17 protein-coding genes and 1 tRNA gene are annotated in these 23,338 nt (G+C 38.5%); 8 read left to right on the top strand and 10 right to left on the bottom strand.

Annotated elements, in window-relative coordinates:
* Nucleotides 1-435 (top strand): ATP-binding protein, encoded by a 435-nt coding sequence (locus AC2D3N_RS22350; protein WP_079680434.1) that lies wholly within the window; start codon nucleotides 1-3, stop codon nucleotides 433-435.
* Nucleotides 436-469: 34 nt separating this feature from the next.
* Here the strand turns inward: AC2D3N_RS22350 and AC2D3N_RS22345 are convergent, their stop codons facing one another.
* The 7 genes from AC2D3N_RS22345 to AC2D3N_RS22315 form a co-directional block, all read right to left on the bottom strand.
* Nucleotides 470-4,243, bottom strand: a complete 3,774-nt coding sequence (locus AC2D3N_RS22345; RefSeq protein ID WP_484692193.1) for a hydantoinase B/oxoprolinase family protein — start codon at nucleotides 4,241-4,243, stop codon at nucleotides 470-472.
* A gap of 230 nt (nucleotides 4,244-4,473) precedes the next feature.
* Nucleotides 4,474-7,440 (bottom strand): type I restriction endonuclease subunit R, encoded by a 2,967-nt coding sequence (locus AC2D3N_RS22340; protein ID WP_484692192.1) that lies wholly within the window; start codon nucleotides 7,438-7,440, stop codon nucleotides 4,474-4,476.
* Nucleotides 7,441-7,492: 52 nt separating this feature from the next.
* Nucleotides 7,493-8,821, bottom strand: coding sequence for a restriction endonuclease subunit S (locus AC2D3N_RS22335; RefSeq protein ID WP_484692191.1), 1,329 nt, complete (start codon nucleotides 8,819-8,821; stop codon nucleotides 7,493-7,495).
* Nucleotides 8,822-8,824: 3 nt separating this feature from the next.
* Nucleotides 8,825-9,127, bottom strand: coding sequence for a hypothetical protein (locus tag AC2D3N_RS22330; RefSeq protein ID WP_484692190.1), 303 nt, complete (start codon nucleotides 9,125-9,127; stop codon nucleotides 8,825-8,827).
* Nucleotides 9,114-9,407 carry a BrnT family toxin gene (locus tag AC2D3N_RS22325; RefSeq protein WP_484692189.1) on the bottom strand — a complete coding sequence of 98 codons (294 nt, stop codon included), beginning with the start codon at nucleotides 9,405-9,407 and terminating at the stop codon, nucleotides 9,114-9,116. The genes AC2D3N_RS22330 and AC2D3N_RS22325 overlap by 14 nt, the downstream gene beginning before the upstream one ends.
* A 31-nt stretch (nucleotides 9,408-9,438) precedes the next feature.
* Entirely contained in the window at nucleotides 9,439-11,493 is a 2,055-nt protein-coding gene (locus AC2D3N_RS22320; protein ID WP_484692188.1) for a type I restriction-modification system subunit M, read from the bottom strand.
* 227 nt (nucleotides 11,494-11,720) lie between these two features.
* Nucleotides 11,721-11,792 (bottom strand) — tRNA-Val (locus AC2D3N_RS22315).
* 168 nt (nucleotides 11,793-11,960) lie between these two features.
* Here AC2D3N_RS22315 and AC2D3N_RS22310 point away from each other — a divergent pair.
* On the top strand, nucleotides 11,961-13,421 hold the full coding sequence (locus tag AC2D3N_RS22310; protein WP_079680432.1) for an SLBB domain-containing protein: 1,461 nt from the start codon (nucleotides 11,961-11,963) through the stop codon (nucleotides 13,419-13,421).
* A gap of 48 nt (nucleotides 13,422-13,469) precedes the next feature.
* Here AC2D3N_RS22310 and AC2D3N_RS22305 read toward each other — a convergent pair whose 3' ends face one another.
* The gene (locus AC2D3N_RS22305) at nucleotides 13,470-13,958 is read right to left on the bottom strand and encodes a DUF6803 family protein (RefSeq protein ID WP_484692187.1); all 489 of its coding nucleotides are present in this window, start codon (nucleotides 13,956-13,958) and stop codon (nucleotides 13,470-13,472) included.
* Between the two features lie 327 nt (nucleotides 13,959-14,285).
* Here AC2D3N_RS22305 and AC2D3N_RS22300 point away from each other — a divergent pair, with 327 nt between their 5' ends.
* The 4 genes from AC2D3N_RS22300 (at nucleotide 14,286) to AC2D3N_RS22285 (ending at nucleotide 16,094) form a co-directional block, all read left to right on the top strand.
* The gene (locus tag AC2D3N_RS22300; RefSeq protein WP_484692186.1) at nucleotides 14,286-14,993 is read left to right on the top strand and encodes a cadmium resistance transporter; all 708 of its coding nucleotides are present in this window, start codon (nucleotides 14,286-14,288) and stop codon (nucleotides 14,991-14,993) included.
* A gap of 27 nt (nucleotides 14,994-15,020) precedes the next feature.
* Nucleotides 15,021-15,326, top strand: a complete 306-nt coding sequence (locus AC2D3N_RS22295; RefSeq protein WP_484692185.1) for a hypothetical protein — start codon at nucleotides 15,021-15,023, stop codon at nucleotides 15,324-15,326.
* 143 nt (nucleotides 15,327-15,469) lie between these two features.
* Nucleotides 15,470-15,931: a hypothetical protein gene (locus AC2D3N_RS22290; protein ID WP_484692184.1), complete on the top strand. Its 462-nt coding sequence runs from the start codon at nucleotides 15,470-15,472 to the stop codon at nucleotides 15,929-15,931.
* Nucleotides 15,918-16,094, top strand: coding sequence for a hypothetical protein (locus tag AC2D3N_RS22285; RefSeq protein WP_484692183.1), 177 nt, complete (start codon nucleotides 15,918-15,920; stop codon nucleotides 16,092-16,094). The genes AC2D3N_RS22290 and AC2D3N_RS22285 overlap by 14 nt, the downstream gene beginning before the upstream one ends.
* A 27-nt stretch (nucleotides 16,095-16,121) precedes the next feature.
* Here the strand turns inward: AC2D3N_RS22285 and pta are convergent, their stop codons facing one another.
* On the bottom strand, nucleotides 16,122-18,212 hold the full coding sequence (gene pta / locus AC2D3N_RS22280; RefSeq protein WP_079680428.1) for a phosphate acetyltransferase: 2,091 nt from the start codon (nucleotides 18,210-18,212) through the stop codon (nucleotides 16,122-16,124).
* Between the two features lie 191 nt (nucleotides 18,213-18,403).
* Here pta and hemB point away from each other — a divergent pair, with 191 nt between their 5' ends.
* Nucleotides 18,404-19,411 (top strand): porphobilinogen synthase, encoded by a 1,008-nt coding sequence (hemB, locus tag AC2D3N_RS22275; protein WP_484692182.1) that lies wholly within the window; start codon nucleotides 18,404-18,406, stop codon nucleotides 19,409-19,411.
* Nucleotides 19,412-19,576: 165 nt separating this feature from the next.
* On the opposite strand, the gene AC2D3N_RS22270 is transcribed toward hemB, so the two are convergent.
* Nucleotides 19,577-20,476, bottom strand: a complete 900-nt coding sequence (locus tag AC2D3N_RS22270; RefSeq protein ID WP_484692181.1) for a 2OG-Fe(II) oxygenase — start codon at nucleotides 20,474-20,476, stop codon at nucleotides 19,577-19,579.
* A gap of 448 nt (nucleotides 20,477-20,924) precedes the next feature.
* Here AC2D3N_RS22270 and AC2D3N_RS22265 point away from each other — a divergent pair, with 448 nt between their 5' ends.
* Entirely contained in the window at nucleotides 20,925-23,330 is a 2,406-nt protein-coding gene (locus AC2D3N_RS22265; protein ID WP_484692180.1) for a dynamin family protein, read from the top strand.
* Nucleotides 23,331-23,338 lie beyond the last annotated feature (8 nt).

Raw genomic sequence — 23,338 nt, 5'->3', positions numbered from 1 at the left:
ATGATTAATTCAGCACTACTGGCACAATCAAATCTTCAGGTCAAAACCACTTTAACCTCCCTAGAGGATGTGTTGATTTGGTTTGAAAACATTGCCTTGGATTTTCTTCCTTCGGATATTTTTCATCAGTGTCAAATTGCTTTGACGGAGGGATTTACTAACGCTGTCCGTCATGCTCATTGCGCCTTACCCGAAACAACACCCATTGAGTTAGAAGTTAGGATATTTTCCCCCTGGATTGAAATAAAAATTTGGGACAGGGGGGAACCCTTTGACTTAGAAAAAACCCTGGAGTCTTTAATTAAAATGCACGCCGACCCCTTGGAACATGAAGGTGGGAGAGGATTGATTTTTATGTCTAAATTAATGGATGAACTTCATTATATACGGTTAGACGATCAGCGCAATTGTTTAGTGATGAAAAAACAGATTTAATTACGAATTACGAATGTCATAGGATTTGTTTGGGTTAATTATGATGACCATATCCTCCACCCCCAGGGGTTTCAATGACAAAAATATCGTTGATATTCATTGCGACGGTGGCGGTACTAGTTAATTGTTCTATTGTTCCATTACTACGGATAATATAATTTTTACCCACTAACCCAGGTTGTCCGCCATTTAATCCAAAAGGAGGAATGATTCGATGTTCTGATAGAATTCCGGCGGTCATGAGTTCTAGGAATTTAACTTTTCTAATGATGCCATTTCCGCCTTTAAATTTTCCTAAACCCCCACTATTTTCTCGAATACTAAATTCTTCTAATAATACTGGATAACGCCATTCTAATACTTCCGGGTCAGTTAAACGGGAGTTCGTCATGTGGGTATGAACTGCATCGGTTCCATGATAATTAATTCCGGCACCTGAACCGCCACAAATGGTTTCATAATATTGATAATTTTGATTTCCAAAGGTGAAGTTATTCATCGTTCCTTGAGAGGCTGACATCACGTTTAATGCCCCATATAGAGCATCAACAATGGCTTGGGAGGTTTCCACATTTCCCGCCACGACCGCCGCTGGATAACGGGGGTTTAAAAAACAACCTTCAGGAATGATAATTTCTAAAGGTTTCAAACATCCGGCATTTAAGGGAATATTGTCATTAACCAAGGTTCTAAATACATATAAAACGGCAGCTTTACAAATGGATTTTGGGGCATTAAAATTAGTTGGAAGTTGGGGAGAAGTTCCCGTAAAATCTATAATTGCTCTACGGTTATTTTTATCGATTTTAATATTAACTTTAATCATTCCCCCGTTATCCATTTTATAACTAAATTCACCATCGGTTAATACATCAATTGCTCGACGCACCGATGCTTCTGCATTATCCTGAACATATTGCATATAGGTTTGAACGGTATTTAAACTATAATATTCAACCATTTTGAGAAGTTCTTGAACGCCTTTTTCATTGGCAGCAATTTGAGCTTGTAAATCGGCAATATTGGTAGCCAGATTTCGGGCAGGATAGTTTCCAGATGTTAACAAATTTAAGAGTTCTGTTTCTAAAAAATTACCTTCTTTAACCAATTGAACATTATCAATTAAAATTCCTTCTTCTTGAATATTTATACTATTAGGAGGCATAGAACCCGGTGTTATTCCCCCAATATCCGCTTGATGTCCCCTTGAAGCGACATAAAATAAAATAGTCTGTTCCTGTCTATTTCCTCCCTTTACTAAGGGGGGGGTAAAAACCGGAGTTATAACCGTAACATCCGGTAAATGGGTTCCCCCATTATAGGGATTATTTAATAAATAAACATCCCCGGGTTTGAGACTTTCACCTTTTGCAGCAATTAAACTTTCAATACTGTCACCCATTGACCCCAAATGGACGGGAATATGGGGTGCATTAGCAACTAATTGACCGTTTTGATCAAAAATTGCACAGGAGAAATCAAGACGTTCTTTAATATTAACAGAACTAGCGGTATTTTGCAGGGTGATTCCCATTTGTTCGGCGATAAATTGAAATAGATTTTTAAAGATTTCTAATTTTACAGGGTCAGCTTTTATTCCCCCATCTCCTCTGACTAAGGGAGGTTTAATAGAATTAGTTTGTTTTAAAACCAAATAATTTTTTTCAGTTATCTCCCCTTGCCAACCCGGTTCAATAATATTCGTGCCGATGGATTCTATAATCATCGCTGGGCCATGAATAATATCTCCAGGTTGTAAATCACTTCGATTAAAAATAGGGGTTTGTTGCCATTCATTCTGGGTATACATGGGAACAACAGTAATGGGGGTGAGAGACTGATTAGTTCGGTTTAATATCGGTTCTTCAAAGGTATCCATTTTTTGAATAATTTCTGTAGTTATTGATTCAACAATTAAGGCTTTTTCCGGTTTAATAAATCCATAACTGGTTTGATGCTGTTGTTCAAATTTTTGGGTTAAATTAGACAAATTACCGATAAAACGAATGGGTAATATGGAATCTGTCCCCTCATATTTGAGATTGAGTTTCAGAATTATCTCTGTTTTTGAATCTGGATTTTCTAATTCTGTTTTTGCCTCAGTTTCTAAATCTGAAAAAATCTGTTCTAACTCGAAAATCAAACATTCTGTTAAGGGTTTTTCCATGGCTTTTTCTCGTAATATTCTGATATCAGCCAGCCCCATTCCATAAGCCGATAAAACCCCTGCGTAGGGATGAATAAAAATCTGTTTCATGCCCAAGGTATCCGCAATTAAACAAGCGTGTTGACCGCCCGCCCCACCAAAACAACAAAGGGTATAGTTAGAAATATCATAACCCCGTTGTAGGGATATTTTTTTAATAGCATTTGCCATATTTTCAACCGCAATGGTAATAAATCCAGTGGCGACTTCTTCGGGGGTGCGGTTATCTCCCGTTTGGCTTTTAATTTCTAGTGCTAATTCCCTAAATTTTTGTTGAACAATTTCAGCATCTAAGGGTAAATTGCCATTTTTTCCGAATACTTTGGGGAAGAATTGGGGCTGAATTTTTCCTAACATCACGTTAGCATCCGTAACCGTTAATAGCCCGTTATTGCGATAACAAGCTGGCCCAGGATTAGCTCCGGCGGACTCTGGCCCCACTCGATATCGTGACCCGTCAAACCTTAAAATTGAACCGCCTCCGGCGGCGACGGTGTGAATAGCCATCATCGGAGTTCGCATTCTCACCCCAGCTATTTCGGTTTCAAATTGTCGTTCATATTCGCCATTAAAATGGGCAACATCGGTAGAAGTTCCACCCATATCGAAAGTAATAATAGAATCAAATCCGGCTTTTAAACTGGTTTGAACTGCGCCAATAATTCCTCCGGCTGGCCCTGATAATATACTATCTTTTCCCTGGAATTTTTGAGCATTGGTTAAGCCGCCATTGGATTGCATAAACATTAATTTGATGGGGTTTGATCCCCCCCAGCCCCCCTTAAAAATGGGGGAGTTGGAGTTATTGATATTTTCAATAATTTCTAACTCTAATTCTTCTTTTATTCCTCCTTCCTTTACTAAGGGAGGATGACAATTTAATTGAGTGGTAACTTGATCAATATATCGCCTTAAAATGGGAGATAAATAAGCATCAACAACGGTGGTATCTCCTCGGCTGACTAATTTCATTAACGGACTAACTTGATGGGATACGGAAATTTGAGTAAAGCCGATTTCTTGGGCTAAAGCTGCGATTTGTTGTTCGTGTTGAGGATAGCGATAACCGTGCATTAAGACAATGGCACAACTTCTAATTCCGGTTTGATAAACTTGTTCTAATTGGGGTTTTAATTGGTCTAAATTAACGGGTTTTAATTCATCTCCTTGGGCGGTATAACGTTCTTCGACTTCGATAACTTGTTCATAGAGCATTTCGGGTAATATAATTTGACGGGCAAAAATATCGGGGCGATTTTGATAGCCGATTCTTAACGCATCTTTGAAGCCTTTTGTTATAATTAATAGCGTGCGATCGCCTTTTCTTTCTAATAAGGCATTGGTGGCGACGGTGGTTCCCATTTTGACCTCAGAAATCAACTCACTAGGAATGGGTTGATGGGGGGATAATCCTAAAATTTCTCGTATCCCTTGAATGACAGCATCAGAATAGTGTTGTGGATTTTCTGATAATAATTTATGGGTGATTAATCTGCCATCGGGTTGGCGGGCAACAATATCGGTAAAGGTGCCGCCTCGGTCAATCCAAAATTGATATTTTGTAGTCTTGTCGATTAACAAATCAAATGTCGCATTTAACACATTAATATCGCTTTAAAAAATAGGAATAAAACCCTTTAATGATCAGCATTATAGCATTTTTTTAGAGAAAGATCCTTCGCTTTGTGATTTACACATTATGTGTCGCTTTTAGCCATTTTTTAGGACTCTATAGAAAATCGGGCGATTTTCTATGCGCTATATATAGCCTAATTGCGTAAGTCCTGTTTAACTAATCATGGGTTATTTTTAAACCGTCAAAGGGATACATTCTAAGCTGCCCCCTTGTCATAGTCCATCTTAAACAGTGTCTCACTCAACCAGGCTTTAAAATCGGGATCATTCGTAAACTTACGATAGGCTTCTGCATGGTCGAAGATAAAGTCTTGAAACTTATCGACTAACTTTTTATCAAAGGTAATTTTGGCGTTTTGACGGTCTGAATATTGTTTGGCGTTTTGATATTCTTCATCTTGACTAATTTCTTGGGGTAAGTCTTCAAATAAAAATTGTCGCACTTTGTCTTTTTCTATCCAATCAATATTCCCAAAGCGGTTATTAAAATCTTGAATAATATTACTGAGTATATCAATATTAGGATCATATTTGCTACCACTGGTATCGGGTGGCGGGGGTGCAATTTCGATGTTACCTTCAAGCTGAATTGCTAAGGTTGTTTGCCTTTCTACTCGGTAACTCTCCATATCAATACTTTCTAAAATCCCTTTGGATAAGTCAGCTTCATTCAGGCTAGGAAGTTTATTAACCAGCAACTTGAGAAAGCTTTTTAAACTTTCCCAATAGGGGTTACGGAAATGGCGAATCTGTACCAGAAACTCATAATTTCGCACAAATAATTTAGCTTTTTTCTTAAAATCCGCTTGTTCATTTTCGTCTAATTCGTCTTTAAAAGTTTGTTTACATTCATCCAGAATCGGGTCAAGTCGATCGCGCTCTACACCCTTAATAAATAAATCCATAAATTCATTAACTTGATCTTCTGAATAAACTTGATAAGCGTCCAGTGCGTCTTGTAAATCGTTGAGGCGGTTTAGGTCGGTTTCTTCGCTGAGAATCGTTGTTTTATAAAAAGGATCAAAGGCGGCTTTAATAATATCGGCTGAGTTAACAAAATCAAGAATAAATGTATCTTTTTTATCGGGTTTATAGGCACGATTAAGACGGGACAAGGTTTGTACTGCTTTAATATCTGCTATGGTTTTATCGACATACATGGTGTGTAATAACGGCTGATCAAATCCGGTTTGATATTTATCAGCAACGATTAAAAAGCGATATTCCTCTTTCTTAAATTGATCAGGGATATCTTTACTCGGAAAACCATTCATTGAGGATTCAGTTTCTAATTTTCCATCCACATCTTTACTCCCAGAAAAAGCAACAATTGTTTGATAAGGGGAGGCAATTTCTGTTAAATAGGCATCAAAGGCGAGTTTATAACGAATAGCGCTTTCAATACTATTGGTAACTACCATTGCTTTTGCTTCTCCGTTAATTTTCTGTTGACTAATCACTTCATCCATAAAATGATTGATCATAATTTCTGTCTTTTGGCGGATGGCGTGGGGATGACCTTCTACATATTTTTTAAGCTTTTTCTTAGCTCGTTTCGTATCGAATTGGGGGTTATCTTCAATTTTTTTCTGAAGTTTACAATAGCTATTATAAGTGGTATAATTTTGTAAAACATCGAGAATAAATTCTTCCTCAATGGCTTGTTTCATGGAATAATTATGAAACGGATAAAACTTATGATCCGTGGGATTTTGCACCCCAAAAGTTTCTAAGGTTTTATTTTTGGGGGTGGCGGTAAAGGCAAAATAACTGGCATTAGGGCAAAGTTTTTGTTCTTCAATAATCCTAATAATTCTATCTTCGGTGGTTTCTTCTTCTTCCCCTATTTCTTTATTCAAAGACGCGCTCATTTTCGCGGCGGTACTTCCGCTTTGGCTAGAGTGGGCTTCATCAATGATAATCGCAAAATGTTTATTGGCTAAGGACTGAATTTCTTTAACAATATAGGCAAATTTAAAGACGGTGGTAATAATAATCTTTTTACCTGCTTCTAAGGCTTTTTTGAGTTGTTGACTTCCTTCGGTGATAGCTTCAACTACGCCTTTAACCTGGGCAAACTGTTTAATATTATCGCGGATTTGTTTATCTAAGACTATCCGATCTGTAACAACAATAATAGAATCAAAAATTGTGTTAATATCGCTAGTATCGGTGAGTTCTACGAGTTGATGACTGAGCCAACTAATGGAGTTACTTTTACCTGAACCTGCGGAATGTTGAATTAAATAACGTTTACCGATACCATTATTTTTAACATCGCTTAAAAGTTGTCTTACCGAGTCGAGTTGGTGGTAACGGGGAAAGATTAGTTTCTTTTTATCCGGTTTTCCGTCTTCTTTTTCTTTAACAATATGAACGTATTTTTCAATAATATTACTCAGGCTAGATTTAGTTAGAATTTCTTTCCAGAGGTAATCGGTTTTTATTCCATTGGGGTTGATGGGGTTGCCAGCACTATCGGGAAAAAGTAGGTTTTGTTCGGATTTTTGACCTTTATTAAACGGAAGGAAAATAGTTTTTTCTCCTTTGAGTTCGGTGGTCATAAAAATCAGTTCCTCATCAACGGCGAAATGAACTAAACAACGGGCAAAATTAAATAAAGCTTCTTTGGGGTCGCGGTCTTTTTGGTATTGTTTGATGGCATCTTGTACATTTTGTTTGGTTAAGTTATTTTTGAGTTCAAAGGTGATAACGGGTAAGCCATTAATAAAAATTGCCATATCGAGGGAAAGGCGTTTTCTATCGTCGCTGTATTGCAGTTGGCGAGTAACAGAAAAAATATTAGCGTTATAGTGTTGAATAGCTTGGGGGTTGAGTTGGGAATCGGGTTTTTTATAATAGAGAGTTAGTTTAACTTCATCGGCTTTAATCCCGTTTCGCAGGATATCAATAATACCTTTTATTTTAATTTGGTCGGAGATGCGTTGCAGAAGTTTTTGTTCAAATTTGGTTTGATATTTAATTTCGAGTTTAGCGATTTCTTGGGGTTGAGTATGGCGGAGAAATTGCAAAAGTTTGGTTTTATCTATACAATAAATGCGATCATAGTCATGGGGTTGACCTTTAACATAATGGGATGTTTCAATTAGGCTTTTTTCGATTAAGGCTTCTAAGCCTTTTTCTGAGGTGTCAGTTGAGGTCATAGGATTCTGGAGACTGGGTTAATACAATTGTAGGCGATGTTATAAATATTGGCTACATTGTCGCAAGTTCGGGAGGTTTGGGGGAATTTCTGCTATCACTGTCATTGTCAAACCCCCTGACGTCTATTTTTCCGGTGACGACATCGGAAATTAGGGTAGTGCGGTATTCTTGGATCAGTTCTATTTGTTTTTCTATTTGGGCGATCGCAAGAGCAATTTTGTCACTCTCTATTTCTATATAATTCAGTATCTTTTGCTGTTCTTCTCTTGGTGGCTTGATTAATAGAATATCAAAGAAGTCTTCCGTGTACATTCGCAGCCTAGATAACCTAATTCCCTTCGATCTACAATTGTATTCATAAATATAGGCATGAGTTCTAATTAGATAATCAAGATAAGCTGATAAGAAGTTTTCAGAAGTAATTTGCCTATAAACCCCATAAGATGAGCTAACTATTCCACTATAATTTGATACTCCTAAAGCTCCCATCCACGCCCACATAATATTGCAGACTATATCTCCTATTTTACAAGTTTTATATCCTTCATAAGATTCAGCCTGAAACATTGTGATATTTTTTTCACTTCTAGGAGTAACACCTGTAATGTGGGACACAGATAATAGTTCTTCTGTGCCAGTTTGTGAACGTTCATCAACTTCATATAAATAATATTTTGCCCGTTTCAATTCCCAATGTTCAGGAATTTCCACCAACCACTCAATACCAGAATGTTTCATAGGTGCATTAGGGTTAATTCCTTTCGTAACAGCACGGTTAATTATGGTGGTTTTCTGTTCGTTGAGTAATTCGATAAGCTGTTTTTTGTTGCGGATGTATTGTTCTATTTGTTCTAGTTTGTGGTCTATGAAATGCGCGATCGTTTTTTGTTCTTCAGGTGGTGGAAAAGGAACATATATTTTTTTAAAATTGTCAAAATACAACCTATTCCTTTCATACATAATTCCATAAGCATTTCTGTCAAATTCAGTTAAATATAGATCCGTTCTAAATAAATAGTGAAAATAATTAGGATCTATTTTTATTTTTGGTCTACACACTGCATAAGCAGGACTAATAATTCCTTCATAATTAGAAACTCCAATGCTTCCCATAAAAGCATTCATCAAGTTGTACCCAATGTCACCTTTTTGAATCCTTTTATAGTTACTTCTATCCTCTGGCGCTCTTTCCTTACGTCCTGTCTCAGACTGCTTCACTATTCCCTTATCACTCAATATTGATAAAAGTTCTAAATCACCATATCCAGTCTCGACCATTTCCCGAAAAATCAATGAATTTCGTACAACACCCCAATGTTCGGGAACTTCTTCAATACCAGGTAATCTATGCTCTTGCTTATAAACTAGATAACACTTCATTTTTTAACCTCTTTTTGTTTCAGCCTTAATTTCTTGTAAAATCCTAGAAACTTCTTCTTGTGAGTCAATATGACGCAATAAAACTTGTGCGGTTTTATCTAATAAACGTTCATTAAATAACTTCGCTATATCTTGCCTTAAACCTTGTCCAATATAAAATTTCAACAAAGCTTCTACAGACATATCTTTATTAGCAGCTACTTCTGCCAAAGAAGCTAAAGTATCTGTTGGTATATTGAGAGAAACAACCTCTGTAACACGGGGACGGAGTTGTAATTGTAATTCTTCATCGTTATTGTTGTTCATATAATCTCCTTTCGCTATTCGTTGCAGGACGGGCAGAAATAATTCTTTTTCGAGCTTTTCTTTCTACATAAACAATTAATAATAAACGTTGTGATAGGGAATATCCCAAAATAAAATCGCGCTGTTCATTATTAGCACTTGCATCTCCCTCCTGATAAAATGGATCAAAAAATACCTCTGCTGCTTCTTCAAATATAACACCATGCTTAACAAAATTGCTCTCAGCTTTATTTGTATCCCATTCAAACTCAACCCCCTGAATTCGGTAAACAAAATTCATTATTTATTGCATTCCTCCCTTAATTGAATTACTACTCACTGACAATCTGATGTAAAACCCCCTCCGTTGCTGATTCTAATGCTAAAATATCCGCCGTTATGTCTTCCAAACTCCGTAACGGCTTAAACTGATAAAAATATTTAGTAAACGAAATTTCATAACCTCTGACTATCTTATCATAATCAATCCAAGCATCGGGTACATGGGGCAAAACCTCACGGGTAAAATAGTCCTCAATATCTTCTTTCATTGGTACACTTTCAGTATCTCTCAACTCAGAATCTGGTTCATAAATTATCCCTTCCTTAGTCTTTTTATTAATCACAGGTTCGGCGGTTTCATCTTTCTCCGTAAAACTATCATAAATCAACTTAAACTCAGATTTTGTTAACTTAATATTATCCACCTTTAAAGCCTTTTCCAAAACCTGCTGAACCTGGTTAAAATCCTTGTGAATTTCACTACCAAAAACATCCTTTAAAGTTTCCAAAACCGGATAAAGTTTCGGTTGTGCTTTCTCCTGAAACAGCTTTACCCGTTCAGGTGTCACCTGAAAAGTTAACCGCAAGGGACGATCAACGGTTATCTTATGAAAGCCAAAATCATCATTATCAAAAAGCTTAGATTTATCGGTTTCTGCAAACGCTAAAAACGTTTCCGTAATTCGGTTAATATCTGCTTGAGTTAACTGGCAATTTTTGTTCCCTAAATTCTTTCGTAATTTGCCATACCACTCCGTCCCATCTATTAACTGTACTTTCCCTTTTCGGTGTTCCGGTTTACGGTTAGACAAAACCAAAATATAAGTCGCAAGCCCCGTATTATAGAACATATTTAAAGGCAAAGCGATAATAGATTCTAACCAATCATTTTCAATAATCCAGCGTCTAATATTACTTTCCCCGCTTCCCGCATCTCCAGTAAATAAAGCAGAACCATTGTGAACACTAGCAATGCGACTCCCCAAAGGTGTTGATTGCTTCATTTTAGAGAGCATATTCACTAAAAATAATAACTGACCCTCACTGCTACGGGGTAAAAGAACTAACTTTTCTCCTGCGGGTAAACCAGGATGTTCGACAGCAAAGCGCGGGTCTTTAACATCCTTTTTCTTCCCATCAAAAATTGCCTCCTTATCCACACTCCATGACTTCCCATAAGGAGGATTTGCTAACATAAAATCAAACTCAAGATGGGAAAAACAGTCATTAGAAATGGTAGAAGCAAAGCGAATCTTTTCAGGATCTCGACCCTTAATCAACATATCCGATTTACAAATAGCATAGGTTTCCGGGTTCACTTCCTGACCATATAATTCAATTTTGACTTTCTTACCCGTCTTTTCTGCCAACTCTTGAATAAAAGCTTCTGATTCCGTTAACATTCCCCCAGAGCCGCAAGCATCATCATAAACTAAATAAGTCCCGCTTTGGATCTGTTCTTCAATGGGTAAAAATATCAAATTAACCATTAATTGAATAATATCGCGCGGTGTGAAGTGTTCCCCCGCTTCTTCGTTATTCTCCTCATTAAACCTGCGAATCAACTCCTCAAATACCGAACCCATATCCAGGTTAGTTAACCCTTCATAGATAATTTCTCCAACTTCATTTTTGACAGGTTCAGAACTAAGGTTAATTTGATTAGAAACAAATTTATCAACTAAGGAAAAAAGCCGATTACTTTCTTCTAAGGTTTCCAGTTGATTTCTCAACTTAAATTTACTAATAATTTCCTGTACATTATCGCTAAATCCATCTAAATAGTTCTCAAAATTCGACCGAATTTGACTCGGAAAATCCAGTAAACTTTTTAAAGTAAATTTAGATTTATTATAAAAAACATAACCCGATATTCTCGGTAATTGTTGGGCGATCGCATTATCACCATAATTCCCATCTTCGAGTTTTTGATAACGCTCAAGTACCTGATCTTTAGTGGGTTCTAATAAACAATCTAAACGCCGTAAAACCGTCATCGGTAGGATGACATCTCGGTATTTCCCCCGCACATAGACATCCCGCAGGACATCATCAGCAATATTCCAAATAAAGTTAACAATAGTGTTGTGTGTACCATGATTCATAGGAGTTAACGGTTAAGTATGCGATCGCACTTTCCATATTAAAGTCTACCAGTTGAAGCGATCGCTCTTTTGAATCCCCTCTATATGTAGCATGAATTACCCCCACATATAGGGTTACGTCCCAAAATTTGCCTAAGTCCTGATATAATTAACTTTTTGCTGTATCAACCCCCGGACAAGAATCTGTCATCATAGACAAATAATCTGGCAATCGACATCAAATCTAATGGGCGATGCGGGATTTGAACCCACGACCCCTTCCGTGTGAAGGAAGTGCGCTACCACTGTGCTAATCGCCCGCACAATTGATTAATATAACACAGCTTTTTACAGATTGTCAACCCCAATATCTCTCCGTTGAGTTTGAGAATAAGGCAAGTTATTCTGTTGTCTGGATTTTGAAGGGTTGAGAATTGTTAGCTAGAATATATTAATAAGGACTTTGGTGGATAACCTCTGATAATTTTATGTTTGTTCGCTATGTTAGTTATTTTTTGACTCACCTAACTTTGCTTGTAGGAGTTCCCCTGATTTCCGCCTTCCCGGTTAAAGCCCAAACCGCTCCTCTAATTCGTCCTCTCCTACCCAGACGGCAACCCGTGTTAAGAAACCCAGTTCGAGATTTTCCCTATGTTTTAGGAGTGGGGGATAAAATTCGTGTGGATGTTTTTGGCGTAGAGCGATACGGGGGCGAACAATCGGTTCTTGCCGATGGAACCATTAGTCTTCAAGGGATTGGGCCTGTCCCGGTGGTGGGTTTGACTCTGGTGGAAACTCAAAAATTGATTACTCGACTCTATTCAACAATACTCCGACAACCGATTGTTACGGTTAATTTAGTTACACCTCGTCCTGTACAGATTGCCATTGCTGGTGAAGTTTATCGTCCCGGTTCCTATAATCTAGGAGTAGATCAACAATTTGCTCGACTAACCCAAGCAATCAAAATCGCTGGAGGTCTAACTCAAGCGGCGGATTTAAGTTTAGTTCAACTCCGACGGACTACCCCACAACAACCCGTTGTTACCTTAAATTTAGCGGAATTATTAGCTCAGGGAGACTTAAAGCAAGATCCGATTCTCCGGGATGGAGACAGTATTTTTATTCCCACGATAACAGGTTTTAACTCAGAACAAATGCGCCAAATCGCTTCTTCTAGTTTAGCCGGGTCTTCCAACCAATCGATTCAGGTGGTAGTTGTCGGGGCGGTCTTTCGTCCGGGAGCTTATTCGTTAACTCCAGAAGCGAGTGCAATCGATACTACCATTTCTGGAACCACCACAACAGTAACTAGAATTAATTTACCCACGGTCACCAAGGCGTTACAAACAGCCGGAGGGATTACCAATGTAGCTGATATTCGCCATATTGAAATCCAACGCATCACCAGAACCGGGGTACAAACCACAAAAATCAATCTTTGGGAACTGTTGCAATCGGGAGATATCAACCAAGATGTATTTTTGCAAGAAGGGGATACTATAATTGTCCCGACGGCTACTAATATTGCCGCGGTCGATTTACAAAAAATTGCTTCCGCCAGTTTCTCACCCGCCACCATTTCGGTGAATGTGGTCGGGGAGGTCAAAAATCCCGGTGTGATTCAAATTCCCCCTAATCGTCCTTTGAATCAAGCCCTACTATCGGCGGGCGGGTTTGATAACAACCGTGCTAATAAAAGTTCCGTTGAACTGATTCGTCTGAATCCTAATGGTTCAGTAACTCGAAGAACAATTGATATAGATTTTACATTGGGGAATGCCCAGGAGAATAATCCTGTATTACAGAATAATGATGTGATTATTGTTCGTCGGTCTTTGATAACTAGATTGGGTGATAGCGGTTCTTCGTTATTGCAACCGATTCAGAATGCCTTCACATTGTACCGATTATTTAGTGATGTAATTCCAACTAGGTCAAATAAGTAGTAATCAATAATAAATAATCAGAATATTGACCTCTGCGTCCGGTTTTATTTACATCCCGGGCATTTCTGAGTGTCCACCCAATACCGCAGGACTCAACATTCCAAAAATCATGGCAATATGGGCAACCACTAGAAAAATAGCCACAAAGGTAGCATGGATTTTGAGTTTAGATTCTTCACTTTTGTGTTTAGCAATTAAGTTTAATTCTAAAAGACTAATTCCCAATAAAGGCACAACTCCTAATAAATAAAATCCCACCGCAATCACGTCAATAATGGTTCTCCATTGTCCCGCCATTGTGATGGGAATTACGGCTTTAAAAAATAGATGTAAAAAGATCACTAAAAAGTAAAATCCTGCTAAAATCCCGGCGATTTTATTAATATTTCTGACTATTCCTGTTAAATTTCGAGTAAATAAAATATAAAGTTCGGAGACGGCAATTGTTTCTGCCAGAATAACAGGCACAGCCATAAAAATCAAAAGATTCCAGGGCTGGTTAGTGGCTAGAAGCTCCATATAATGAGTCATATTCATTGGACATTCTCCTATATTTCTATAACTAATACTAATCTATTACAGTCCTATTTGATTGGCCTCCAAAATTTATGATTCATCGGGAATAGCCAATGGGCAATGGTTTTTAGGAAAAGGGGAAGTAGGGAAGATGACAATAGAATGAAAGCCATACCGGGCCTGGCTTCTGGAAATAATTCGACTTTTGATTATTTGTACTTATCATTTTAAAAACAAAGAACATTTGTTTCTATCGGTTAATCGGGGTAGATTAGAGGTTGTAGGGGGAACCCAAATTGAAACAAAAGTTTACAGGTGGAATATTCAAAAGATTAAGGAGACATAAAAATGAATGAGATTTTTACTGCTATTTTTACTGGTATTACAGCTTTTACCGCTACAAATTTGGATGATTTAGTTATTCTTACACTGTTGTTTTCTCAAGTTAATGCCACCTTTCGTCGTCGCCATATTGTTATCGGTCAGTATCTCGGTTTTTGTACTTTAATTATTGCTAGTATGGTTGGTTTTTTTGGGGGTTTAATACTACCCGCCGAATGGATTGGACTTTTGGGTTTAGTTCCCATTACCATTGGACTTAATCAGTTACTCAATCCTGATGATGATGATTCATCCTCCGAGCCGGAATTAGAAACGGAATTTTCTCCTACTTCTGGTTTAGCTAGGTTAATTTCTCCTCCCGCTTATAGTGTAGCAGCGATTACTATTGCTAATGGTAGCGACAATATTAGTATCTATATGCCCTTATTTGCTTCTGCGGGTATCTCTAGTTTACTGATTATTATTTCAGTCTTTTTGTTGCTGGTGGGAGTTTGGTGTTACATGACCTATAAATTAACTTGTCAACGGGATATCTCCAATTTACTCGCCCGTTATGGGAATCATTTTGTTCCCTTTGTATTAATTGGTCTGGGTGTATTTATTATCCTTGATAGTGCTTCTTTAAGTCCCATTGCTTTAATTACTAGCTGTTTGTGTTTAATGGGATTAATCAAAATTATTCAAGCCTCACAATTCAAAACTCAAAGTTTGTAATCGGAAAACAAGATGAAGGTTTTACCTATGTCTGTCGTTGTATTTTTACTGGGAATCAACTTCTTTGTTTCTGCCTCCTCTGTGGGAGAAACCTCCTCCCCTTCAACCAGCAATTCCGATGCTCTGGAAGTGGGTCAAAAAGTCATTTGGCTTTACAAAGCCCGTGCTGATTCGGCGAATGTCCATAAAGTTCCGGCGGAAATTGTTAAGCTAGGTTCTAAGCAAGTACAAATTAAGTTTTGTAAAAATAATAATGAATTCGTCAATCGCTGGGTGAACCGAAATCGACTGGAAATGATTCCTTCTATTCCCAGTTACGACCCAGAAATTTAATCAATTAAATTTATTAAAATGACAAGTAAGACTATTTGCTTTTATGAATTGATGCCACTTAAACTAAGGTCATAGCAAATTAGAGCGAAATGGCTATAATTCAATTGTTGGCATCTACCCAATTTTTAAAAAAGGAAAACAATATGCGGTTTCTCAAAATTGTGCTTGTCGGTCTTTTATTATGCGTGAATCTAATGATTGCCCAACCCTCTTGGGCCAGCAAAGATCTTACTAAAGGGGCTGACTATGCAGAGGTTACTCAGACATTGAATCAACTTCTACAAGTTAAAGATACACCAGAAGAAGCCGGTTATACTCCTGAGCAATTTCAACAGCGACTGGCTCAATTAGAGTCCCAGAAAAAAATTATAGAAACTGCGAAAAAACGGGCTCAGTGCCACAATGAAACAGGAAAAACAGTAGGGGTTTATGCCAGTGACGGCGGCAAAACTCCTAGCGAACTCTATTTTCTCGCAGCCGGTCAAATTACCGATGATGATTGGGATTGTGATGGCTTCTACTTCCCCGCAGGAACTCAAGTAGTATTCAGTCCGAATACTCCCGCCGAAGAATTAACAGAAACCCATTACGGTGAATTTTGTTGATGGTACTCAGTCCGTTGCTACGGCCGACCCGACAACCGGGGCAATTCAATTAAATATTGAACCCGCCAAAATTGTCAAAGCGGCGGAAAGCAATGGGTTAATCCCCACATTATCCCAAGCGGAGATTGATACCCAAATTCCGAGTCCAGAGTTGATTGACTAATTTTAAGTTCGGGGGAATGAATGAGTTTTAATTCATTCCCTGGGCTTGAATAGCGGTAATCGCGACGGTATTCACAATATCGGTAATCGTACAACCCCGACTTAAATCATTCACGGGTTTATTTAATCCTTGTAAAACCGGGCCAATGGCAACGGCATTCGCAGACCTTTGTACGGCTTTATAAGTATTATTTCCGGTGTTTAAATCGGGGAAAATAAATACCGTTGCGTGTCCGGCAACTTCACTTCCTGGTAGTTTGGTTTTAGCTACATCTTCATCAACGGCCGCATCGTATTGGATGGGGCCTTCTATTTTTAAATCGGGGCGTAATTGACGGGCAATCAAGGTCGCTTCTCGCACCTTATCCACATCTTTTCCTTGTCCTGATTCTCCGGTGGAATAGGATAACATCGCTACTAAAGGTTCAACTCCAAATTGTTCAGCAGTTAGGGCAGAACTAATGGCAATATCGGCTAATTGTTGGGGGTTAGGATTGGGATTCACCGCACAATCTCCATAGACCAAAACCCGGTCTTCTAAACACATAAAAAACACACTAGAAACAATCGAACATCCCGGTGGAGTTTTAATAAATTCCAAGGCGGGACGAATAGTATGTCCGGTGGTATGAATAGCCCCGGAAACCATCCCATCCGCCATACCTTTATGAACCATCATCGTGCCAAAATAGCTTAAATCGTGCATCACATCTAGGGCGCAATCTTCCGTAATTCCCTTATGTTTTCGCAATTGATAATAGGTTTGAGCATAGTCTTCATGCCAGGGAGATGTCATGGGATTCACAATATTTACTCCTTCTAATTTTAAGCCCAGTGAAATTGCTTTTTCTCGGATTTCTTGGGGATTTCCTAATAGGGTAATATCCACAATCCCCCGTCTTAATAGAATTTCAGTGGCTTTTAAAATTCGTTCTTCTGTGCCTTCGGGTAGAACAATATGTTGACGTTGTTTCTTAGCCCGGGCGACCAGTTCGTACTCAAACATAATCGGAGTAATATGGGAAGAACGGGATAGAGAAATCCGGGTTTCAATTTTAGACGTATCAATATGGTTTTCAAATAGTCCTAAAGCTGAGGCAATTTTTCGTTCATTATCGGGGGTAATTTTTGAGTGAATATTATTAATGATGGTTGCAGTATTATAGGTATCGGTTTCTACGCTAAACATCGGTACTGTCCATTTTGTAAACCCTTGAATTAGTTTTTGCAGAGAGGGTGGTAGTTCAAACCCCCCAGTTAAAATAATTCCGGCAATATTGGGGTAAGTTTCTGAAAAAGCCGACGCTAAACACGCTAGAATAATATCAGCCCGATCTCCTGGGGTAACAATTAAACAGCCTTCTCGAATATGATAGAGAAAATTAGGAACGTGCATCGCCGCTACTTTAAACGATAACACTTCCTGTTTTAATTGTTCGGAATCGCCATGAACAAATTCACCCTCAAGGGCAGTTATAATTTCCCCGACGGTGGGTTTAGAAAGAGCCTCTATTTCGGGTAAAATAAAGACGGGATCATCATAAGACCAAATCTCTGCCAGTTCCTGGGAAACGGATTGAAATTGTTCGGGAGAAATTCGATTAACCATGGTTGCTACCAGGGTTAAATCCCTTTCTATAAAGGCTTTTCGTTCACTTTTAACACTACTAATCACGTCTTCTTGGCTTTTTCCCTGTCCATTCGCGACTAATAAAATCGGTGCATCGAGTTGATTAGCAATTTCGGCATTAAAGTTAAATTCAAAAGCGGAAATAATATCAGTAAAATCCGTGCCTTCACAAACAATAAAATCACATTTTTCTTCTAAAGCCTTATATTTCTCAATAATCCGTTTCAGGATTTCTTCAAACTGTCCCTCGGCAATTAAAGTCCGGGTTTCTTCATGGGTCACGCCATAATAATCTTGATAGGGAAACTCCAAATGATAGCGACTCCGAATCAGTTCAATATCATTATCTAGTTGAGTTCCCGCTTGAATAATCGGCCGGAAAAATCCTAACCGTCGGATGCGTTTCGAGAGTAATTCCATAATTCCTAACAGAATTAAGGACTTACCACTATCGGGTTCAATGCTAGTAATATATAGGTTGCTAATCATAAATAAAAAAGGCAATAGACACTCTTGCAGTCATTGTAGGCTGATTTGTTAACTAGACTGTTGCACTTGTCGCAATTTTGCTGTTTTTTTAAAATTGTTACATTTATTAACAACTTAGGGACATCCAGAACCCACCCGAATGGGATAATTAACAATTGGTCTTTACTAAAAATATTTTTACCCCGTTTCTTATGTCTTCAGAATCTCATAAAAATGCCTTAAATCTGGTTCAACGTCCCCGTCGTCTGCGTCGCACCGATGCCCTCCGGCGCATGGTCACGGAAACCCAGCTTACGGTCAATGACTTAATTTATCCTCTGTTTATCATGGAGGGGGAAAATCAAAAGGTTGAGGTTTCTTCTATGCCTGGAAGTTACCGCTATACCTTGGATTTACTGTTAAAAGAAGTTAAGGAAGCCTGGGAGTTAGGCATTCCCGCCATTGCCTTATTTCCCTTGGTTGCGGAAGAAAAAAAAGATAACGCCGGAACGGAAAGTTATAACCCAGACGGCCTAATTCAGCGTACTGTTAGGGCAATTAAACAGGCAATTCCTGATATTATGATCATCACGGATATTGCCCTTGATCCTTTTTCAAGTAAGGGTCATGATGGAATTGTCAGCGAGGATGGGGAAATTCTCAATGATCAAACCGTCGCAGTTTTAGTTAAACAGGCGATTTCCCATGCCCAGGCGGGGGCTGATATTGTCGCCCCTTCGGATATGATGGATGGTCGAATTGGGGCGATTCGTCAGGGGTTAGATGAGGCGGGCTATACTCAGGTAGCGATTTTGGCCTATACCGCTAAGTATGCCTCGGCCTATTATGGCCCTTTTCGGGATGCCTTGGATTCGGCCCCGAAATTTGGCGATAAAAAAACCTATCAAATGAACCCCGCGAACTCCCGAGAAGCCTTGACAGAATTGGCTTTAGATGAAGCCGAAGGCGCTGATATTGTCATGGTTAAACCCGCTTTAGCCTATTTAGATATTATTCATCTGTTGCGCTCGTCAACGGATTTACCCGTGGCGGCCTATAACGTCAGTGGGGAATATGCCATGATTAAGGCGGCTGGACAAATGGGTTGGATTGATGAGAAAAAAGTGATGTTAGAAACCCTCACCAGTATTAAACGGGCTGGGGCGGATTTAATTCTCACCTATTTTGCTAAGGAAGTCGCTCTAATTTTGCGCCCCTAAGCAGTCAATTTACCCGGAAATAAATTTCGGGCTAAAAGCTCAAACCCGTTAAAACGGGTTAAAAAAGATCAATCTTGAGTCATCTTTAGATGACTTTAGCTCTTAGCCCGAACTTTAGTTCCGGGCTTTTGGCATGAAGTTGACCCATTACCTATTACCCATTCCCTATTTCCTCACCCAACCATTCACGGTAAATCGACTATCTTTAAACTGTTTAGACGGACAATCAACGGTTAGAACTTCGTGCATTAAACCACTATAAAAAAAGACAATTCGATTATTCACAGGTTCAATCGCTTGAAAATTTTCTAATTTAGAATAGGCATACTGACCTTGCCATTGGGTATCATAAATTAATAATTCTCCTCCACTAAATGCCTTGGGTTCCTGATAGAAATAATAAACATAAGTTAACATTCGAGTTTCATCCCTAGCTGAACCATTATCATTATGAGTTCGGAAGTAATGGCCGTGGTTATGGGCCGTGAGTTGGGCATCAATATGGGTAATCGGAAATGGGGGAATCTCGAGTTTTTCTAAGGCTTTCCAGAACACCGCTTTGATTTTATTTAGAATGATATCCCCAAAATCTGGAGAATAATAGAGAACCAAAGAATCCCGATGTTCAGGATAGTCTGATGTATTAGTGGCTGGGCCAGTTAATTGAAATTGCTGTTCTTCTTCTAAAGCATAATTCAGGAGTTTTTGATGGTCTTCTGGGGATAAAAAATTATCAATTTGCCAATATTTAATTTTAAAAATTTCCCCTTGGGGTTTAGCGGGAATTACGGGAGTATGCGCTTTAATAAAAATCGGTGGTTCGGTAATGACTCCGACTAAAGAATGACTTGAAAACCATAGGGCTTGTTGCTGTCCATTCATCGGAATTTGAAACAGTTTGGGCGGTTCATCTTGATTTTTTTCGGTGGGATGAACCACAGCATTTAATAAATTCAAGAGTAAGGGAGAATTGGAGGCTAAAGTAATTTGATATTGATAACCTCCTAAAAGGAGTATCGTCACATTAATATCTTGAGGGGTTGCTGCTGTTGTTAAACTGTCCATATTTTATAACACAAAACAGAGAATAATTGGATGTGCAAATAATTTTGTGTAGGTACTTAAAAACCCGTAGGGGTTTGGTCTCCAAACCCTCTTTGCGCCTAGGTTTGGAGACCAAACCCCTATGATAAAATATTACAACCTATTTAGGATTGCTATAGTAAGTAGTTACACAAAATAAATTACCTAGTTGAGAGAGGGAACACCGGATCTGGGAACAGGGAACAGGGTGGAGGATGTGTAATTAATTTTGTTTAGGTACTTATATAAATTAAATTAGCAATTAATTATAGCATACTTTCTTTTATTTATCTGGGCAAAGAGGGTTGGGAGACCCAACCCCTACGATAAAATGGGAATTGTAAATTAAAGTAAAATTTAATTCTCAAGTTATATTCGATCAGGGATAATCTAAAGTGAGACATTTTTCAACAAAAGTAAAGTTTTATCTATGAATCATCCCCTATCGCCCCAGTGCCAAAATTTACAACATCAGGTTGAAGGCTTAGTTAAACTCCTACATCAAGAACCCTCTCTACGTCAACAGGATATTACTGCTGTTCATGCTTCTTTGAAGAAAGTCATTTCTCCCAAATTTGAAATCGTGTTTGCGGGGGCGTTTAGTGCTGGAAAATCGATGTTAATTAATGCCCTTTTAGAACGGGAATTATTATATAGTGCCGAGGGACACGCCACCGGAACAGAATGTTATATTGATTATGCTGAACTTGATCAAGAGCGAGTAGTTTTAACCTTTTTAAGTGAAGCCGAAATTCGGGAACAAGTCGCTACTTTATGTCAATTATTGGGGTTATCTTCTAACGTTAATATCAATCGAAATGACATGATTGATGTATTAGTAGAAGGATGCGAAAGAATTATTCAGCAAGAAGGAGGAGTGAATAAATCGGAACGGGCAAAACAAGCTAAAGCCTTAGATTTATTGCTCAAAGGATTTACGGAAAATCGCGATCGCATTCAAACCCTAAATAACGCCACCTATTCGATGGAACAGTTTAACTTTTCCAACCTCAAAGAAGCGGCGAGTTATGCCCGTCGAGGGAGTAATAGCGCGGTCTTAAAACGGATTGAATACTATTGCTACCATCCCCTATTAAAAGATGGAAATGTGATTATCGACACCCCGGGAATTGACGCTCCCGTGGAGAAAGATGCCCAATTAACCTATAACAAAATCGAGAACCCCGATACCTCGGCGGTGGTCTGTGTTTTGAAACCTGCATCGGCGGGAGAAATGACGATTGAAGAAACGGAACTCCTAGAAAGAATTCGTCAAAATCCTAGTATCCGTGATCGCGTTTTTTATATCTTTAATCGGATTGATGAAACCTGGTATAATGCCCAACTACGTCAACGGTTAGAGAACTTAATTTATTCTGACTTTCAAGATACCACCCGAGTCTATAAAACCAGTGGATTATTAGGGTTTTATGGCAGTCAAATTAAAGGCACAAGTGGACGCGATCGCTTTGGTTTAGATAGTATTTTCGCTGAGAGTATTAAAGGATTTGGAGGGGAAGAAGAAACCCCCCAATTTGTCTATGCTTTTAATAACTATTGCGGCAGTTCTCGCAAACTTCCCCTCCAGTTTCGAGTCACTATTAATGGCTTTGAATCTCCGAATCAAAACTACACCCGAATTTTAGCCGATTGGGGACAACCGTTAATTGATCAGTTAATAAAAGATAGCGGAATCGAAGAATTCCGGGATGCTATTACTTACTATTTAACGGAGGAAAAACGCCCCCAACTGTTTAAAAATCTAGCCGATGATTTAGAAGATATTTGTATTCCGCTACGCAAGTATTATGAATCAATTCAACGGGACTTAGACAGTCAACCCCGGGAAATTGAAGCGATGAAAGCCCAAGAATTACAACTTCTCAATCAACAATTACAAGAAGCAGGGCAAGAATTTCGAGATCATATTAATGAAGAAGTCAATCAGATTGTCACCAGTAAATGTGATGGCTTTGAACAGGATTTTAAGCAATTACAATCTCGAATGGTGCGGCGTTTAGATGAATTATTAGATAGTTTTTCGGTCGAAGAAGCCTATAGTCGAGCAACTTTCAATCATCCTCGGAATGCAACCGCACCTTTATTAGCGGTTTTAGTTGAAGCGTTGTATTATTTAGCGAATCAATTAGAGGATATTTTAGTCGAGGCTATTAAATCTGTGAATGCAGGTTTTTTCCGTCGTTTAGTGGAAAAAGTTCGCAAGACTGAATATTATCGCAAACTCAATCGTTTATTAGGGAATGATGGGGGGTTAGAAAAACGCTTAAAAGAGTTGGAAGCAGAAGTAAATCAAGCCTTAATTGCCATGGCTAAAACTGAATGTGATCGCTATGTGCGAGAAAGTCCTAAATTCTATGATGAAGGCACATTTTCGATTTATCAATTTCGCCAAACTCTATTACAAACTTCATCCAGTTATGATTGTACCACGATAGTCGATGCCGAACCCGCTATCCGTCAATTATTGAAGTTAGATTTTGAACCTAAAGTCTCAAAATCTATTTATCAAAACTTCCGCCAAACCGTTAACCAAACCCTGAAAACCCATCTATTACCGATGACGGAAATTCAAGCGGATGAGATTATGCAACAGTATAGTCAAGCGCGGGTTTATTTGGAAAAAACCTTAGAGCAGGAAGCGGAGGAGAAAATCAAAAATAATGCCCAATCTAATGCGGAAGTGAATCAAAAGATTAAGGAATATAATCAATTTGTTTCGGAAATCAATAGTTGTTTACAGTCGATGCAACTGTTTGAACATTTATTACCGACTATTGCTGATTCTGGTGTTGTTGATGAGCCTTCTGATTTCTAATTAGAGTC

This window comes from Planktothrix sp. PLAVEN19ND (genome assembly GCF_057220675.1).
Note: the sequence above shows the minus strand (reverse complement) of the source record. Positions and strands in the feature narration are given on the sequence as shown.

What these genes read in the sequence shown, in the direction of transcription:
- hemB (WP_484692182.1), top strand. Translation starts at nt 18,404, where the DNA reads ATGTCTTCAGAATCTCATAAAAATGCCTTAAATCTGGTTCAACGTCCC.
- AC2D3N_RS22290 (WP_484692184.1), top strand. Translation starts at nt 15,470, where the DNA reads ATGCGGTTTCTCAAAATTGTGCTTGTCGGTCTTTTATTATGCGTGAAT.
- AC2D3N_RS22295 (WP_484692185.1), top strand. Translation starts at nt 15,021, where the DNA reads ATGTCTGTCGTTGTATTTTTACTGGGAATCAACTTCTTTGTTTCTGCC.
- AC2D3N_RS22300 (WP_484692186.1), top strand. Translation starts at nt 14,286, where the DNA reads ATGAATGAGATTTTTACTGCTATTTTTACTGGTATTACAGCTTTTACC.
- AC2D3N_RS22310 (WP_079680432.1), top strand. Translation starts at nt 11,961, where the DNA reads ATGTTTGTTCGCTATGTTAGTTATTTTTTGACTCACCTAACTTTGCTT.
- AC2D3N_RS22350 (WP_079680434.1), top strand. Translation starts at nt 1, where the DNA reads ATGATTAATTCAGCACTACTGGCACAATCAAATCTTCAGGTCAAAACC.
- AC2D3N_RS22265 (WP_484692180.1), top strand. Translation starts at nt 20,925, where the DNA reads ATGAATCATCCCCTATCGCCCCAGTGCCAAAATTTACAACATCAGGTT.
- AC2D3N_RS22320 (WP_484692188.1), bottom strand. Translation starts at nt 11,493, where the DNA reads ATGAATCATGGTACACACAACACTATTGTTAACTTTATTTGGAATATT.
- AC2D3N_RS22270 (WP_484692181.1), bottom strand. Translation starts at nt 20,476, where the DNA reads ATGGACAGTTTAACAACAGCAGCAACCCCTCAAGATATTAATGTGACG.
- AC2D3N_RS22325 (WP_484692189.1), bottom strand. Translation starts at nt 9,407, where the DNA reads ATGAATTTTGTTTACCGAATTCAGGGGGTTGAGTTTGAATGGGATACA.
- AC2D3N_RS22340 (WP_484692192.1), bottom strand. Translation starts at nt 7,440, where the DNA reads ATGACCTCAACTGACACCTCAGAAAAAGGCTTAGAAGCCTTAATCGAA.
- AC2D3N_RS22305 (WP_484692187.1), bottom strand. Translation starts at nt 13,958, where the DNA reads ATGAATATGACTCATTATATGGAGCTTCTAGCCACTAACCAGCCCTGG.
- AC2D3N_RS22330 (WP_484692190.1), bottom strand. Translation starts at nt 9,127, where the DNA reads ATGAACAACAATAACGATGAAGAATTACAATTACAACTCCGTCCCCGT.
- AC2D3N_RS22335 (WP_484692191.1), bottom strand. Translation starts at nt 8,821, where the DNA reads ATGAAGTGTTATCTAGTTTATAAGCAAGAGCATAGATTACCTGGTATT.
- pta (WP_079680428.1), bottom strand. Translation starts at nt 18,212, where the DNA reads ATGATTAGCAACCTATATATTACTAGCATTGAACCCGATAGTGGTAAG.